Origin of the sequence: Streptococcus sp. HMSC057G03 (assembly GCF_001808745.1) — a bacterium.
Lineage (GTDB): Bacteria > Bacillota > Bacilli > Lactobacillales > Streptococcaceae > Streptococcus > Streptococcus parasanguinis_Z.
This window is the reverse complement of the sequence record NZ_KV794423.1, coordinates 36,915-51,360: the sequence shown is the minus strand read 5'-3', so window position 1 is coordinate 51,360 and position 14,446 is coordinate 36,915. Positions and strand designations below refer to the sequence as shown.

The 14,446-nt window shown below is 44.0% G+C and carries 14 protein-coding genes; 11 read left to right on the top strand and 3 right to left on the bottom strand.

The genetic code is table 11. The annotated features are described in order from the left end of the window. Window positions 1-288: 288 nt before the first annotated feature. The 9 genes from HMPREF2686_RS04360 (at window position 289) to HMPREF2686_RS04320 (ending at window position 10,201) form a co-directional block, all read left to right on the top strand. Entirely contained in the window at window positions 289-867 is a 579-nt protein-coding gene (locus tag HMPREF2686_RS04360; protein WP_070449510.1) for an HD domain-containing protein, read from the top strand. A gap of 136 nt (window positions 868-1,003) precedes the next feature. Beyond that, entirely contained in the window at window positions 1,004-1,852 is an 849-nt protein-coding gene (locus HMPREF2686_RS04355; RefSeq protein ID WP_049523127.1) for an HAD family hydrolase, read from the top strand. Next, on the top strand, window positions 1,853-2,485 hold the full coding sequence (locus HMPREF2686_RS04350; RefSeq protein WP_070449357.1) for an SGNH/GDSL hydrolase family protein: 633 nt from the start codon (window positions 1,853-1,855) through the stop codon (window positions 2,483-2,485). A 419-nt stretch (window positions 2,486-2,904) separates the two neighbouring features. Further along, window positions 2,905-3,300 (top strand): CopY/TcrY family copper transport repressor, encoded by a 396-nt coding sequence (locus HMPREF2686_RS04345; protein ID WP_024056337.1) that lies wholly within the window; start codon window positions 2,905-2,907, stop codon window positions 3,298-3,300. An 18-nt stretch (window positions 3,301-3,318) separates the two neighbouring features. Next, the gene (locus HMPREF2686_RS04340) at window positions 3,319-3,690 is read left to right on the top strand and encodes a cupredoxin domain-containing protein (RefSeq protein WP_024056338.1); all 372 of its coding nucleotides are present in this window, start codon (window positions 3,319-3,321) and stop codon (window positions 3,688-3,690) included. Window positions 3,691-3,700: 10 nt separating this feature from the next. Further along, on the top strand, window positions 3,701-5,923 hold the full coding sequence (locus tag HMPREF2686_RS04335) for a heavy metal translocating P-type ATPase (protein WP_049486106.1): 2,223 nt from the start codon (window positions 3,701-3,703) through the stop codon (window positions 5,921-5,923). Window positions 5,924-6,275: 352 nt separating this feature from the next. Next, window positions 6,276-8,051, top strand: coding sequence for a pyruvate oxidase (spxB, locus tag HMPREF2686_RS04330; RefSeq protein WP_070449356.1), 1,776 nt, complete (start codon window positions 6,276-6,278; stop codon window positions 8,049-8,051). A gap of 154 nt (window positions 8,052-8,205) precedes the next feature. Then, entirely contained in the window at window positions 8,206-8,553 is a 348-nt protein-coding gene (locus tag HMPREF2686_RS04325) for a VOC family protein (protein WP_070449353.1), read from the top strand. Window positions 8,554-8,761: 208 nt separating this feature from the next. Further along, complete coding sequence (locus tag HMPREF2686_RS04320; protein WP_070449351.1) at window positions 8,762-10,201, top strand: 6-phospho-beta-glucosidase; 1,440 nt, start codon at window positions 8,762-8,764, stop codon at window positions 10,199-10,201. A gap of 212 nt (window positions 10,202-10,413) precedes the next feature. Here HMPREF2686_RS04320 and HMPREF2686_RS04315 read toward each other — a convergent pair whose 3' ends face one another. Then, on the bottom strand, window positions 10,414-10,848 hold the full coding sequence (locus tag HMPREF2686_RS04315) for a hypothetical protein (RefSeq protein WP_261673668.1): 435 nt from the start codon (window positions 10,846-10,848) through the stop codon (window positions 10,414-10,416). Window positions 10,849-11,051: 203 nt separating this feature from the next. Between HMPREF2686_RS04315 and HMPREF2686_RS04310 the strand changes: the two genes are divergently transcribed. Together HMPREF2686_RS04310 and HMPREF2686_RS04305 are read left to right on the top strand one after the other, a co-directional pair. Continuing rightward, window positions 11,052-11,741 (top strand): response regulator transcription factor, encoded by a 690-nt coding sequence (locus HMPREF2686_RS04310; protein WP_037615952.1) that lies wholly within the window; start codon window positions 11,052-11,054, stop codon window positions 11,739-11,741. Then, a complete protein-coding gene (locus HMPREF2686_RS04305) occupies window positions 11,741-12,628 on the top strand; it encodes a sensor histidine kinase (protein ID WP_049471878.1) in 888 nt (295 codons plus the stop codon). The genes HMPREF2686_RS04310 and HMPREF2686_RS04305 overlap by 1 nt, the downstream gene beginning before the upstream one ends. 20 nt (window positions 12,629-12,648) lie before the next feature. Here the strand turns inward: HMPREF2686_RS04305 and HMPREF2686_RS04300 are convergent, their stop codons facing one another. Together HMPREF2686_RS04300 and HMPREF2686_RS04295 are read right to left on the bottom strand one after the other, a co-directional pair. Then, entirely contained in the window at window positions 12,649-13,401 is a 753-nt protein-coding gene (locus HMPREF2686_RS04300) for an ABC transporter permease (protein ID WP_006595651.1), read from the bottom strand. A gap of 57 nt (window positions 13,402-13,458) precedes the next feature. Further along, window positions 13,459-14,367: an ABC transporter ATP-binding protein gene (locus HMPREF2686_RS04295; RefSeq protein ID WP_049471876.1), complete on the bottom strand. Its 909-nt coding sequence runs from the start codon at window positions 14,365-14,367 to the stop codon at window positions 13,459-13,461. Window positions 14,368-14,446 lie beyond the last annotated feature (79 nt).

Below are 14,446 nucleotides of genomic sequence, written 5' to 3'. Positions count from 1 at the left end.
CAGCGGAAAGTTTTTGTATTTTCTTGATTCATTCTAAAAATAGGAACTCATTTTTACTTACTTTTAGAATCGATTAACTTATTTTACTTTTAAATAGTTTGTCTCATTCTAAAGTTAACCGGTAAAGACTGGTTAGTTTTTTTGCTTGTCCTTGTGCTCTTGTTAGAAAAATGGCGGTGCTCCAAAAAGGAGGAACATTATCTTTTTTGCAAATACTGGAATTCATTTATGGAAAACAGGATTTCTGGTATGATAGTCGTAATTTCGAATAGGGAGGTTGGAGTCGCCATGAGTGATTTGAATCAGATAGTTGAATTTATTAAAGAAATCGAGAAATTAAAGTCAGTAACAAGGTTTAATAGAACTCTTGATGGACGGTTTGAAAATAGTGCCGAGCATTCCTGGCAGGGTGCGATAGCTGCGATGGTTCTGCAAGATTATTATCCCGAAAAATTGAATATGGAAAAGGTCATGTTTCTGTTATTGATTCATGATTTAGGTGAGGTTTATGCTGGAGATACTTGGGTGTTTGATGATGAAAAAAAGCTTCATTCTCATGATAGAGAGTTAGCATCTATAGAAAAAACAATGAGCCTCCTTCCAGAAGCAACCTATTTGAATATGAAAAATTCGTGGTTGGAGTTTGAAAAAGGGCAGAGTCCTGAGGCAAGATATGCAAGAGTGATTGACGCATTGGTACCACTGATTAATCACTTGGAAGTGTCAGAAGTCAATTATAATCCTGATCATATCCGTTCAGAGATGGTATTAGAAAAGAAAAAGTTCATAAAAAGTGAATCGGAAGAATTATGGAAACTGACAGAAGAGTTGGTTCAGGAAAGTGTGGAAAAGGGCTTATATTCATAAGATCCCCTGGCCATCAGTAGGAACCTTCAACCCAAGAGGAAGCCACCTGTTTTCACGGGTGGTTTTGACTGGCTTGATCTGTGGTATAATGGAACCAGATAATTTACACCCTTTGAAAGGGAAAAGGTTAGATTGTATGATTAAGTTGATTGCAACAGATATGGATGGAACCTTATTAGATGAGCGAGGAGAGGTAGATCTTCCGCGCCTGGAAAGGCTATTGGACCACTTGGATCAAAAAGGGATTCGCTTTGTCATTGCGACGGGAAATGAAATCCATCGCATGCGCCAGCTCTTGGGTCCTTTGGTCAAACGGGTGACTCTAGTCGTCGCCAACGGAGCTCGGATTTTTGAAGATGATCAGATGATTCTAGGAAAATTCTGGGATCGAGAACTAGTAGAGGCGGTTCTTGCTTATTTTAAGGGGCGGGAAATTTCAGACCAGCTGGTTGTGTCAGCTGTCAATGGTGGCTTTGTCAAGGAAGGAACGGTCTTTACAGAAGTTGAGAAATTCATGCAGCCAGAAGTGATTGAAGCCTTGTACAAGCGGATGAAGTTTGTTCCGGAATTGACAGCAGATCTATTTGATCAGGTGCTTAAAATGAGCTTGGTGGTAGGCTTGGATCGTCTTGATCAAGTGAGCCAGGAAGTCCAACAAGCTTTTGGAGATCAGCTCATGGCGGTTTCGAGCGGTTTTGGCAGCATGGATCTCTTACAAGCTGGCATTCACAAGGCTTGGGGACTGGCTCAATTAATGGAGATGTGGCAGCTTAACGCCAGCCAGGTCATGGCCTTTGGTGATAGTGGAAACGACATCGAAATGCTTGAAATGGCAGGTCACTCCTATGCTGTAGCCAATGCAGAAGAAGCTGTCAAAGCTGTTGCCAAACACCTAGCACCGAGCCATCAAGAAGGTGGTGTCTACCAGGTGATCGAAGAGTATCTAGGATTGACCCCCTGGGAACAAGTGAAGGGAGAGAAATAGATGGCGGTACAACTGTTAGAAGACTGGCTCTTAAAGGAGCAGGAGAAAATCATAACAACCTATCGGGAACTCAATCAAGCCCCTCTGAAGGAGCCTGGTTTGATCTTTATCGGAGACTCCATCGTAGAGTATTTTCCCATTCATGAACTATTACAAAGTCCCAAGCACATGGTCAATCGAGGAGTGCGAGGCTATAAGACGGGTCTTCTTCGTGAGCATCTAGACGCCCATGTCTTTGGAACGGCGGTGGATCAGATCTTTCTCTTGATCGGGACCAATGATATCGGAAAAGAAATTCCTCAAAAGGAAACCCTAGACAATGTAGAAGCGGTCTTACAAGCAATTATGCGAGATTTTCCGCTGACCCACATCAACCTGATCTCGGTTTTACCGGTGAGTCAAGAAGAGCGCTACAAACAAAAGGTCTATGTGCAGACCAATGAAAAAATTCAGTCCCTCAACCAGGCCTATCGCGAATTGGCTCAGGCCTACCACCAGGTCAGCTATGTCGATGTGTATTCGTCTTTATTGGATGAAAAGGGGCAGTTGGCAGAAGCCTATACGACAGATGGCCTCCATTTAAGTGTGGCTGGTTACCGAGTTCTAGCCCAAGCTCTGCAGGAGACATTATAGAGACAAAATAGGGAGCGAAAAAGCCCAACTAGACAAATCTTCAAAGAAAAATTTCAGATTGAAGATAAAGTCTTCTTAAAAACTTTCCTTAGGTGAGTACGGACGTCAGCGAACTTCTTTGAAGTTCCATGACTTAGTTTTGGACCTAAGGTTCCAAAACTCCCGAGTGCTAGAAACAATAGTGTTTCTAGCACTTTTCTCACGGCGGAAAGTTTCAGGAAATATTTGAATGGTTCTTATAATTGAAATCAATTCTATTTCTTTTTAGATTTCTTTAGATGATTTTTTGTAAAAACAGATTGTCTACCTTCCTCTATTTCCAAGAGGAAATTTTTTTGTCTTTTTGGTTGACAAATGTAAATCTTAGGAGTAGAATAGCATCATAAGATTTACAAATGTAGATTTAGAAAGGAGAAGCCATGCAAATTTCCAATGCGGAATGGCGCATCATGAAAATTATCTGGATGGAAGGCAAGCAGACCAGCAGGGATTTGATCGCCGTCTTGTCCGAGCGCTTTGACTGGTCCAAGTCGACCATCAAGACCCTCTTGACGCGCTTGGTTGAAAAGGGCTGTCTGACCAGAGAAAAATCTGGCAAAGCCTTTGTCTACTCGGCTTTGTTGAAGCAGGACCAGAGTTTAGACTTGGTGGTTGAGGAGGTGAAAGACAAGGTTTGCTCAAAAAGAATTGTCCAGGTGCTTGAAAACTTGATTCAGGAGAGTGACTTTACGCTTGCAGATCTTAATCAGCTGCAGCAGGTCCTGGAAGAAAAGAAAGCAGAGGCTGTCGCAACAGTCCGCTGCAATTGTATGTAATAGAAAGAAGGAAATTCCATGTTTGGATTGTTAATTAGTATTGTTTGTTTACTTTTGGTTGCTTTTATTGCTTGGTGGTTCTTTGCAGAGCATGAAAAGGTAAGCGGCCACGCTCGTCAGAAATCAGGTTATCAAGAAATTGAAGTCGAAGTCATGGGGGGCTATTCGCCTGAAACCATTGTCCTGAAAAAAAATGTTCCAGCCCGGATCATCTTTAATCGCAAGGATCCATCTTCATGTCTGGCTCAAGTGATCTTTCCAGATTTTGGCGTTCATGAAGATTTGCCTTTAGGTGAAAAACATGTCATTGAAATTACGCCAGAAAAAGCGGGCGAATATGGGTATTCATGTGGAATGAACATGATGCATGGTCAAATGATTGTGGAATAAAGGAGTAGGTATGGTAGAAAAACAAAAAGCAGTTGTGGAAAACGGAGTGCAAAAGATCCGTATTACAGCAGAAAAGGGCTATAGTCCCAAAGAATTTCAACTTCAAAAAGGGATCCCTGCTGAAATCACCTTCCATCGGGTCAATCCTTCCGGCTGTTACAAGGAAATTTTGTTTGAAGATCAGGGGATTTTAGAGCCTTTGGAAGTCGGTGTGGATAAGGTGATATCCTTTACCCCGACAGAAACAGGGGACTTCGAGTTTTCATGTGGAATGAAGATGCAAAAGGGTTCCTACACGGTTGTGGAAAAACGCCGTCGTGTCTTAGGTTTACTGGGTCGCTTTTGGATTACTAGTATCTTTACTCTTCCTTTATTGATCTTGATGATCGGGATGATGGCAGGATTTGTATCCCATTCAGTCAGTCACTGGGGGACTTTTCTAGCGACAACACCGATCATGTTGGTAGCAGGAGTTCCTTTTATCAAGAGTGCCTGGGCCTCATTTAAGAAGCACCATTCCAATATGGATACCTTGGTAGCTCTTGGAACCCTGGTAGCCTATGTCTATAGTGTATTTGCCCTTTTTACTGGTCAGCCAGTATACTTTGAGGCTGCGGGTTTTATCATCTTCTTTATCCTTTTAGGACAAGTCTTTGAGGAACGGATGCGTAACAATGCCTCCGAGGCTGTGGAAAAGTTGTTGGATTTGCAGGCAAAAACGGCTCAAGTTCTCCGTGATGGGAACTATGTCGAGGTGGCGGCAGAAGATATCCAAATTGATGACTTGATTCGGGTCCGTCCTGGGGAAAAGATTGCGGTTGATGGGACGATTGTAGAAGGAAGTACGACCATTGATGAGTCGATGGTGACAGGTGAAAGCTTGCCTGTAGAAAAATCAGTTGGTGATGCAGTTATCGGCTCCACTATCAACAGCAATGGGACCATTCTCTTTAAGGCTGAAAAAGTCGGTAGTGAGACCCTCTTATCTCAAATTGTGGACTTTGTCAAAATGGCCCAATCCAGTCGTGCTCCCATTCAAGATTTGACGGATAAGATTTCAGGTATCTTTGTTCCAGTGGTGACGATTTTGGCCATTGCGACTTTCTGGGTTTGGTCCGTGCTTCTGGGCGCGTCGCTTCAAGAGGCCATGCTCTATGCAGTCTCTGTCCTCATTATTGCCTGTCCTTGTGCCCTTGGTTTAGCAACCCCAACAGCCCTGATGGTCGGAACCGGCCGTAGTGCCAAGATGGGGGTTCTGATTAAAAATGGAACAGTTCTTCAAGAAGTGCAAAAGATTCAAACCGTTGTGTTTGATAAGACAGGGACTATTACCATTGGCCAACCACTTGTAACCGATGTTGTAGGAGATGAAGCGCGTGTCTTGACACTGGCTGCTAGTCTTGAAACTTTTTCAGAACATCCACTAGCCCAAGCGGTGTTATCCCAAGCAGAAGAAAAAGGTTTGGTGTTATCCCCTGTGGAAAACTTCCAAGCGATTGAAGGAAAAGGGGTCCAAGGTCAGATCGACCAGCAGTTGGTGACCTTGGGAAATGGCAAACTTCATGACGGGACAGCGATGGATCCGGAGCTTGAAAAACGGATGGTAGAGTTGCAAGAGCAGGCCAAAACAGTGATCAGTTTGTCTGTGGATGGGCAAGTGATTGGCTTGATTGCCATTCAAGATGCTCCGAAGGCCAGCTCAAAAGAAGCGATCAAAAAGCTCAAAGAACGGGGCTTGAAAACGGTCATGTTAACGGGGGATAATGAACGGGTGGCCCAAGCTATTGCTAAGCAAGTGGGAATTGACACCGTCATTGCTGATGTCCTTCCTCAAGAAAAAGCTAGCGCCATCCAAAAACTGCAAGAAACTAGCAAGGTCGCCTTTGTTGGAGATGGGATCAATGATGCTCCAGCTCTCTCGATCGCGGATGTGGGGATCGCTATGGGATCTGGAACGGATATTGCGATTGAGTCCGGTGGCATCGTGCTCACGCAAAATGATTTGCTTGGCGTTGTGCGCGCCTTTGACATGAGTCAAAAGACCTTCCGCAGGATCTTACTCAATCTCTTCTGGGCCTCTATCTACAATATCCTTGGGATTCCAATTGCTGCTGGAGTCTTTGTAGGACTGGGATTGACCCTCAATCCAGAACTAGCAGGTCTTGCTATGGCCCTTAGTTCTTTGTCTGTTTTGACTAGCTCGCTGCTTCTCAATGTCGCGAAAATAGATTAACGAAAATAAGAAGTGGTACAGAATTCTGTATCACTCTTTTTCTCTTTTCCTTAGAGCGACGAGGGAAAAGAGGGAGTATGAAATTATAGTAAAATACCCTATTGTAGGATAGTTTGTGAAATTTTCTCAAAAAAGAGCATCTGTTATGGAATAGGGATTGAGCATCTCTGAGCAGATTCTTATACATGTGCATCTCTTTGTGATAAATTAATACTGTAATCGTTTTGTAAATCGTTTTCATGAGAAATGTCAGAAAAAACTCATTTTCAAAACGAAACCTGATCGCAAAGATGAAGTAGAAGCGCTATGCTACATTTTTAAAGGATCAAAATAGATTTAAAGGAGAGTTAGAATGACTCAAGGGAAAATTACTGCATCTGCAGCAATGCTTAACGTATTGAAAACATGGGGCGTAGATACCATCTACGGGATCCCATCAGGAACACTTAGCTCACTCATGGACGCTTTGGCTGAAGACAAAGATATCCGTTTCTTGCAAGTTCGCCACGAAGAAACAGGTGCTCTTGCAGCGGTTATGCAAGCTAAATTTGGTGGCTCTATCGGGGTTGCAGTTGGTTCAGGTGGACCTGGTGCAACTCACTTGATCAACGGTGTTTACGATGCAGCGATGGATAACACTCCATTCCTTGCTATCCTTGGATCACGTCCAGTTAACGAATTGAACATGGATGCCTTCCAAGAATTGAACCAAAACCCAATGTACAACGGTATCGCTGTTTACAACAAACGTGTAGCTTATGCAGAACAATTGCCAAAAGTGATCGACGAAGCTTGCCGTGCTGCCGTTTCTAAAAAGGGTCCAGCTGTCGTTGAAATTCCAGTAAACTTCGGTTTCCAAGAAATCGACGAAAACTCATACTATGGATCAGGTTCATACGAGCGTTCATTCATCGCTCCTGCCTTGAACGAAGTGGAAATCGATAAAGCTGTTGAAATCTTGAACAATGCTGAACGCCCAGTGATCTACGCTGGTTTCGGTGGAGTTGGTGCGGGTGATGTGATCACTGAATTGTCTCGTAAAATTAAAGCACCAATCATTACAACTGGTAAAAACTTCGAGGCCTTCGAATGGAACTACGAAGGTTTGACAGGTTCTGCATACCGTGTTGGTTGGAAACCAGCCAACGAAGTGGTCTTTGAAGCAGACACTGTTCTTTTCCTTGGTTCAAACTTCCCATTTGCTGAAGTTTACGAAGCCTTCAAGAACACTGAAAAATTCATCCAAGTCGATATCGACCCTTACAAACTTGGTAAACGTCATGCCCTAGACGCTTCAATTCTTGGTGATGCAGGTCAAGCAGCGAAAGCAATCCTTGATAAAGTGAATCCAGTTGAATCTACTCCATGGTGGCGTGCAAACGTGAAGAACAACCAAAACTGGCGTGATTACATGAACAAACTCGAAGGTAAAACTGAGGGTGAATTGCAATTGTATCAAGTTTACAATGCTATTAACAAATACGCTGACGAAGATGCTATCTACTCAATCGACGTCGGTGACACTACTCAAACATCTACTCGTCACCTTCACATGACACCTAAGAACATGTGGCGTACATCTCCACTCTTTGCGACAATGGGGATCGCCCTTCCTGGTGGTATTGCTGCTAAGAAAGACAATCCAGATCGCCAAGTATGGAACATCATGGGTGACGGTGCATTCAACATGTGCTACCCAGACGTTATCACAAACGTTCAATACGATCTTCCAGTTATCAACGTTGTCTTCTCAAATGGTAAATATGCCTTCATCAAGGACAAATACGAAGACACAAACAAACACTTGTTTGGTTGTGACTTCCCTAATGCTGACTATGCGAAAATCGCTGAAGCTCAAGGAGCTATTGGATTTACAGTTGACCGTATCGAAGACATCGACGCAGTCGTTGCAGAAGCTGTTAAATTGAACAAAGAAGGTAAGACAGTCGTGATCGATGCTCGCATCACTCAACACCGTCCACTTCCAGTAGAAGTTCTTGAGTTGGATCCAAAACAACACTCAGAAGAAGCTATCAAAGCCTTCAAGGAAAAATACGAAGCAGAAGAACTCGTACCATTCCGCCTCTTCTTGGAAGAAGAAGGGTTGCAATCACGCGCAATCAAATAATCCTGCTCGTCGAAAATCAAATGTAAACTGCGTTATCTTCACCTTGCCGTACTCCAGTACTGCCTGCGGTTCGATGCCTTGTTTATTCTTTGATTTTCTTAGAGCAGAACTTAAAAAGATCGGAGCAATCCGGTCTTTTTGTGGAGGATAAGAAATGAATTTAAATCAATTAGATATTATCGTTTCAGATGTTACCCAAGTTTGTGCTAGCTTGGAGCGTATTTTGGATAAAAAAGCCGATTATGTTGACGACAGTTTTGCTCAGTTCACGATTGGCAGTCATTGTCTCATGTTGTCTCAAAATCATTTGATTCCTTTGGAAGATTTTCAGTCAGGAATCATTCTTCATATCGAGGTTGAGGATCTAAATCAGAACTACCAACGGTTGAAAGAACTTGGTATCCAGGTTTTAAACGGTCCAGTTGTAACCGATTGGGGAACCGAAAGCCTGCTAGTTAAAGGCCCAGCTGGTTTAGTGATTGATTTTTATCGTATGAAATAGGACGCGTGATCATTTAACGTCAACCTTAGCTATTCTTAAAACAGAATTTGAGAAAATGAACTATTTAAAAGATCGGAGTCATCCGGTCTTTTTATGTTCCCAAGTGTAGGAGTTACCTTAGAATAGGTTCAGTTTTTCATAGGATCTTGTAGGATTTTTTGGAAAGAGAAGGGTATAATAGAACTATCAAATCAAGTGAGGTGGGGAGATGACCGACAAACTTCAATTTCCAGATGGTTTCCTTTGGGGTGGAGCGACGGCTGCTAACCAGTGTGAGGGAGCTTATACTGAAGATGGCCGTGGCTTGGCCAATGTGGATGTGGTGCCGATTGGGCCTGATCGTCACGCCATTATTACGGGTCAGAAAAAGATGTTCGATTTTGAAGAGGGCTATTTTTATCCGGCTAAGGATGGCATTGATATGTACCATCGCTACAAGGAAGACATTGCCCTCTTTGGGGAAATGGGCTTTAAAACCTATCGTTTGTCCATTGCCTGGTCTCGGATTTTCCCAAAAGGAGATGAACTAGAGCCAAACGAAGCAGGTCTACAGTTCTATGAAAACCTCTTTAAGGGGTGCCATAAGTATGGCATTGAACCCTTGGTGACCATTACCCACTTTGACTGTCCCATGCATTTGATTACCGAGTATGGAGGTTGGCGCAGTCGTAAGATGTTGGAATGTTATGAACGTCTCTGCCGGACCCTCTTCACTCGCTACAAGGGCTTGGTCAAATACTGGCTAACCTTTAATGAGATCAATATGATCCTTCATGCGCCTTTTATGGGAGCAGGTCTCTGCTTTGAAGAAGGGGAGAATGAGGAGCAGGTCAAATACCAGGCGGCTCACCATGAGTTGGTCGCTTCAGCCATTGCTACCAAGCTAGCCCATGAGATTGATCCCAACAATAAGGTGGGCTGTATGTTGGCAGCTGGGCAAAACTATCCGCATACCTGTGCTCCGCGAGATGTCTGGGCTGGTCTAGAAGAAGACCGCAAGAACTATTTCTTTATCGATGTGCAGGCGCGTGGGGAATACCCTAACTATGCCAAGAAAGAGTGGGAGCGTCAGGGGATCACGGTCGAGATGACGGAACAGGACCTTCAATTGTTGAAAGACCATACAGTTGACTTTATTTCCTTCTCCTACTATGCCAGTCGGGTCGCTTCAGGGGATCCAGCTGAAAGGGAAAAAACAGCGGGCAATATCTTTGCCTCTCTGAAGAATCCCTACCTAGAAAGCTCAGAATGGGGTTGGCAGATTGACCCTCTTGGTCTCCGCATTACGCTGAACACCATCTGGGATCGTTATCAAAAACCTCTCTTTATCGTAGAAAATGGACTAGGTGCCGTTGATACCCCAAATGAAGCCGGGGAGATTGAGGATGACTACCGGATTGATTACCTGGCTGCCCACATCAAGGCCATGCGGGAGGCCATCCATGAAGATGGTGTTGTCCTCTGGGGCTATACGACTTGGGGCTGTATTGACCTCGTCTCTGCCGGGACAGGAGAAATGAAGAAGCGCTACGGTTTTATCTATGTCGACCGGGACAACGAAGGCAAGGGAAGCTTGGCCCGCTCACGTAAGAAATCCTTCTATTGGTACAAAGAAGTCATTGCGACCAATGGGGCTTCTGTTGAATAAAAGTTTTCGGTACTTGCTGGCCGACTTTCTCCTCTCAACGAAAAAGCTTAGAATCCCAACCACAAGCTGGGGTCCTAAGCTTTTTGTATGTAGTTTAGCCAAGTCATTACGGATTTACTGGTCGTAATCTAAGACATTGTTCTCGATGACAAACTTAGATTCAGCGGAAATGTTGGCTGCTCCTAGTTGCAACTGAGAACTTCCGTCTGGCTTCATGATGTGCCACTGACCGTCCTTGTGGCAAAGATAGCCTGAAATGTGACGTTATCACTCTTGTCTCGAATAGGTAGAACAAATGCTTGATCAGTATTCTCTAAAAGGATTTCTTCCTTTTTTTCAAAGTTATAGATATAAAATTGCCCAGCTCTTTGCCCCAAACCATGAAGTTCATCGACTTTTTGCCAGTTCTCAAACTTATTCCGAACAAGGGATTCATTATAAATCTTGTTGAAGGTTTCGTTGCGTTTCTTCGTTTCTTCCTCGTCTAGTGTTTTCTGAAACTCTGCAACCTTTTTAGTCGTTTGAATGGTTTGTCTGTTTTGCTCCCTGATTTGCTGGCGGTGGATGACTCGCATCATTCTTGCAGCAACGCCCAGGATGACGAGAACGGATACAAGGCTGATTTTAGTTTTAGCATGATTTTTCATAGATGAGTCTCCCTATTCTATCATTGGTCCTATTATACCTTTTGAAAGAAAGGATCGTCAAGTTCATCTTGTGATGACCTAACATGCAGATTTGCAGGGGTACTATAGGATTTTATCAGATTTTCATTGACGAAGGTCCCTTTATTTGATAGGCTAGAGGAATAGAAATGATTTGGAGTTCAAAGGAAAAAGGAGTGAGGCAAGTGGCACGGGTTTTATTAATCGAGGATAATAATGATATCCAAGAAATTTTATACAGTCTCTTAGGTGAAGAACATGAGGTCCTTCAGGCTTTTTCAGGTACAGAAGGGCTGCGGGTCTTCCAGCAAGAAGCCATTGATTTGGTCCTTCTCGATATCATGCTTCCTGGGAAAAATGGGGATCAGGTCCTGGAGGAGATCCGTTTGCAGGGTCAGGTGCCAGTCATCATGATGACCGCTCTTGGAGACAAACACCTCATTAGCCAGTATCTCCTTGCAGGTGCTAATGATTATATCGTCAAGCCCTTTAATCTGGACGAAGTGGCAGCTCGGGTAACGGTGCAGCTGAGAAATAACAACACTCCGGCACAGGAACCTCCATCATCGAAAAAGCTGACTTTTAAAAATCTGGTCCTGAACCCAGAAACCTTTGAACTGGAATCTGGAGAACAGACGCTTCGCTTGGGCAAAAAAGAATTTCAAATTTTTGAGACCTTACTGGCGCATCCAAAGAAGATTTTTACCAAGGAAGAGTTGTATGAAGCAGTCTGGGAAGAAGTTTATCTGCCTGGAGACAATACGCTCAATGCCCAGTTGAGCAACCTCCGAAAGAAAATTGCTCAGCTCGATCCAGATGAGGACTATATTGAAACCGTCTGGGGCTTGGGAGTTCGCTTGAAAGGAGACAAGTAATGTGGGGATTGGTTCTAGTTCTAGTCGTCCTTGTCCTTCTCTTGGGACTAGGTTACCTTCGCCTACTCTCTGCCCTCAAAGATTTGCAGGAGCAAATTCAAAAGAAGCTCCAAAATGGGAGTGGGGTACGGTTGACCTCTCAGGTCTCAAAAAAAGAATTGGTCGCCTTGACCAAGCAGGTCAGTGATCTGTTTGAACAGATCGAGCGGACCAATCGGATTGCCTTTCAAGAGAAGAAAACCTTGGATATGGCCATCAGTAATATTGCTCACGATATCCGGACGCCTTTGACCATTGCTTCGGGCTATACCCAACAAATCATCAAAGGAGGGACGCAGGAAGAGGAAAAGCTGAAGAAAATTGCTTCCAATCTTCAAGTCGTCTCCAAACGCTTGGAATCTCTCTTGGAGTACAGACGCTTGATGGAGGGAGCCATCCTGCCTCGGATTTCAGACGTTCATCTCAGCCAAGTGCTAACCCAGCAGTTATTCCAGTATTATGATAGCTTGTCTGAGGCGGGGATTGCCTTAGAGGTAGAGCTAGAAGAGCATCTCCATTATGCTACCGATCCTGAGCTTTGGGAGCGCCTCTTGCAAAATATGCTCAGCAATGTCCTCAAGCATGGAAAGGAGCAGGCCCGTTTGACCTTGACCTCAGACGCGGACACGATTCGAGTCGAGCTGCGCAATATTGTGCAACAACCGATCCAGCACTTAGACCAATTGGCTAGTCGATTCTACTCTGAAAATCTCTCGGATACAGAAGAGTCATCTGGCTTGGGTCTCTATATCATTCAAAATTTTGTAGAGATCTTAGGCGGGGACTTGCAACTGGCAACGGAGGCAGACTGGTTTATCTTGACCATTACACTAAGAAAAAAGGCTTGAGCACTGCTCAAGTCTTTTTGTTATAAATCTTTGTGTTTAAAAGTAGCCAGTCCTAGGAAGCCGAAAACAAGGATGAATCCAAGGGCGATCGAGAGGGTGTTGGTTGTTGCTGTTGTGCTCTGTACCATGGAATATTGGAATTCCAAGTTTAGATAGTGGAGAATATCAATATCTTTAAGGAAGAGCGCAGGAAGGCTTAAGAGGATATTTCCAATGAAGTAGCCAACGAAGGCTAGGGTGATGGATTGGCTGGCATAAAGAAGGAAGGAAATGATGCTGACCCAAGCCAAGGTGGAAAGGAACTGAATCAGCACGGTCAGTCCAAAATGAGCAAGGAAGTGCTCTGGCATGGTGCCAAGTCCATTGTAGAGCGTCGCGATCAAGAAGACGAGACCATAAGAAACAAGAAATTGGAAGAGAGCAATGGTCAGAACAACGGCGCTTTTGGCAAAGTAGTAACTGGTGCGCGAAACGCCATAGGCCAGACTATTCTTGTATAAGTTTTGCGTTAAGTCTGTTCCCAGGACCAAGGTGATGACAATAATGGTAAAGAGGATAGTCACACTGATGCTGGAAGAGTAGTTGGTCAAAGCTTTAAAGCCTGTCCAAACTTCGGTCGCTTGGGGCAATTTGGATTCCGTATTGACGCCGACGTGGCCAGTAGCTCCAAAGATGACTCCAGACAGGATGTTGAGAACGAGAATGGCTTCTGTAATCCAAAAACCTTTGGAGCGAAAAAGTCTGTAAAAATCTGCTTGAATGGTATGCAACATGATAAATCTCCTAAATGAAATATGTGGGATAGGTAATAGAGGAAGACGGTGATTGGACTAGTCTACCAAGTCCGTAAAGAATTTTTCCAGATCTTGGCGGGCATAGTAGATTTCGTCCACGTCAATATCGGCTTGAACGAGGGCTTTGACAATGACTTTAATATCGTGAGTCTGTCCGAAGATATGGATTTCTCCATCCTTATCGATGACCTTGATGCGGTGATGGAGTTGATCCTGGATCAGTTGACTGGCAAGGGCTAGCTGACTTGTCTTGAGGATGATGTAGTCTTCTCCTTGTTCTTCGAATTCAGCCTTGCTAATTTCTTTGATCAGGCGTCCTTGGTCGACAATGCCAAAGCGATTGGCAACCAGATAGAGTTCGGAGAGGATGTGACTGGAAATGAGGATGGTCATGCCGAGTTCATCATTGAGGCGTTTGATCATCTGACGGAATTCCTTGATTCCGACTGGATCAAGGCCATTGATGGGTTCGTCCAGAATAAGGAAATCTGGCTTAGCAATGAGAGCAATCGCAATTCCCAACCGTTGTTTCATCCCGAGTGAAAAATCACGGAATTTCTTCTTACCCGTATTATTCAGGCCAACATAGTTCAAGGTTTCTTTGATGACCTGGTCGGGATTGGGAATATGGCGAGCCTTGCAATAGTAGACCAGGTTTTGATAGGCGGTCATATGCTTGTGAGCCACGGGACTTTCAATGACAGATCCAACCCGTTTAAGCGCTTGGGTCCACTGGGAGCGATTTGTAGAAGCAAAGAGAGAGACGCTTCCGTCAGTTTCCTGAATTAGTTGGGTGATGACCTTGATGAGGGTGGTTTTCCCAGCCCCGTTCTTACCGATGAGTCCGTAGACGTCGCCTTTGCGAATGGTGAGATTCACATCATTTAAGGCGTATTGTTGACCGAACTTTTTACTCAAATGGGAAATTTCTAATACTTTTTCCATGGTTTTCTCCTTCGTCCAAATGACTAGTTATTTTCTTTACACTCTTAGTATACAGCTTGCTTTTCAAATAACTATCAAG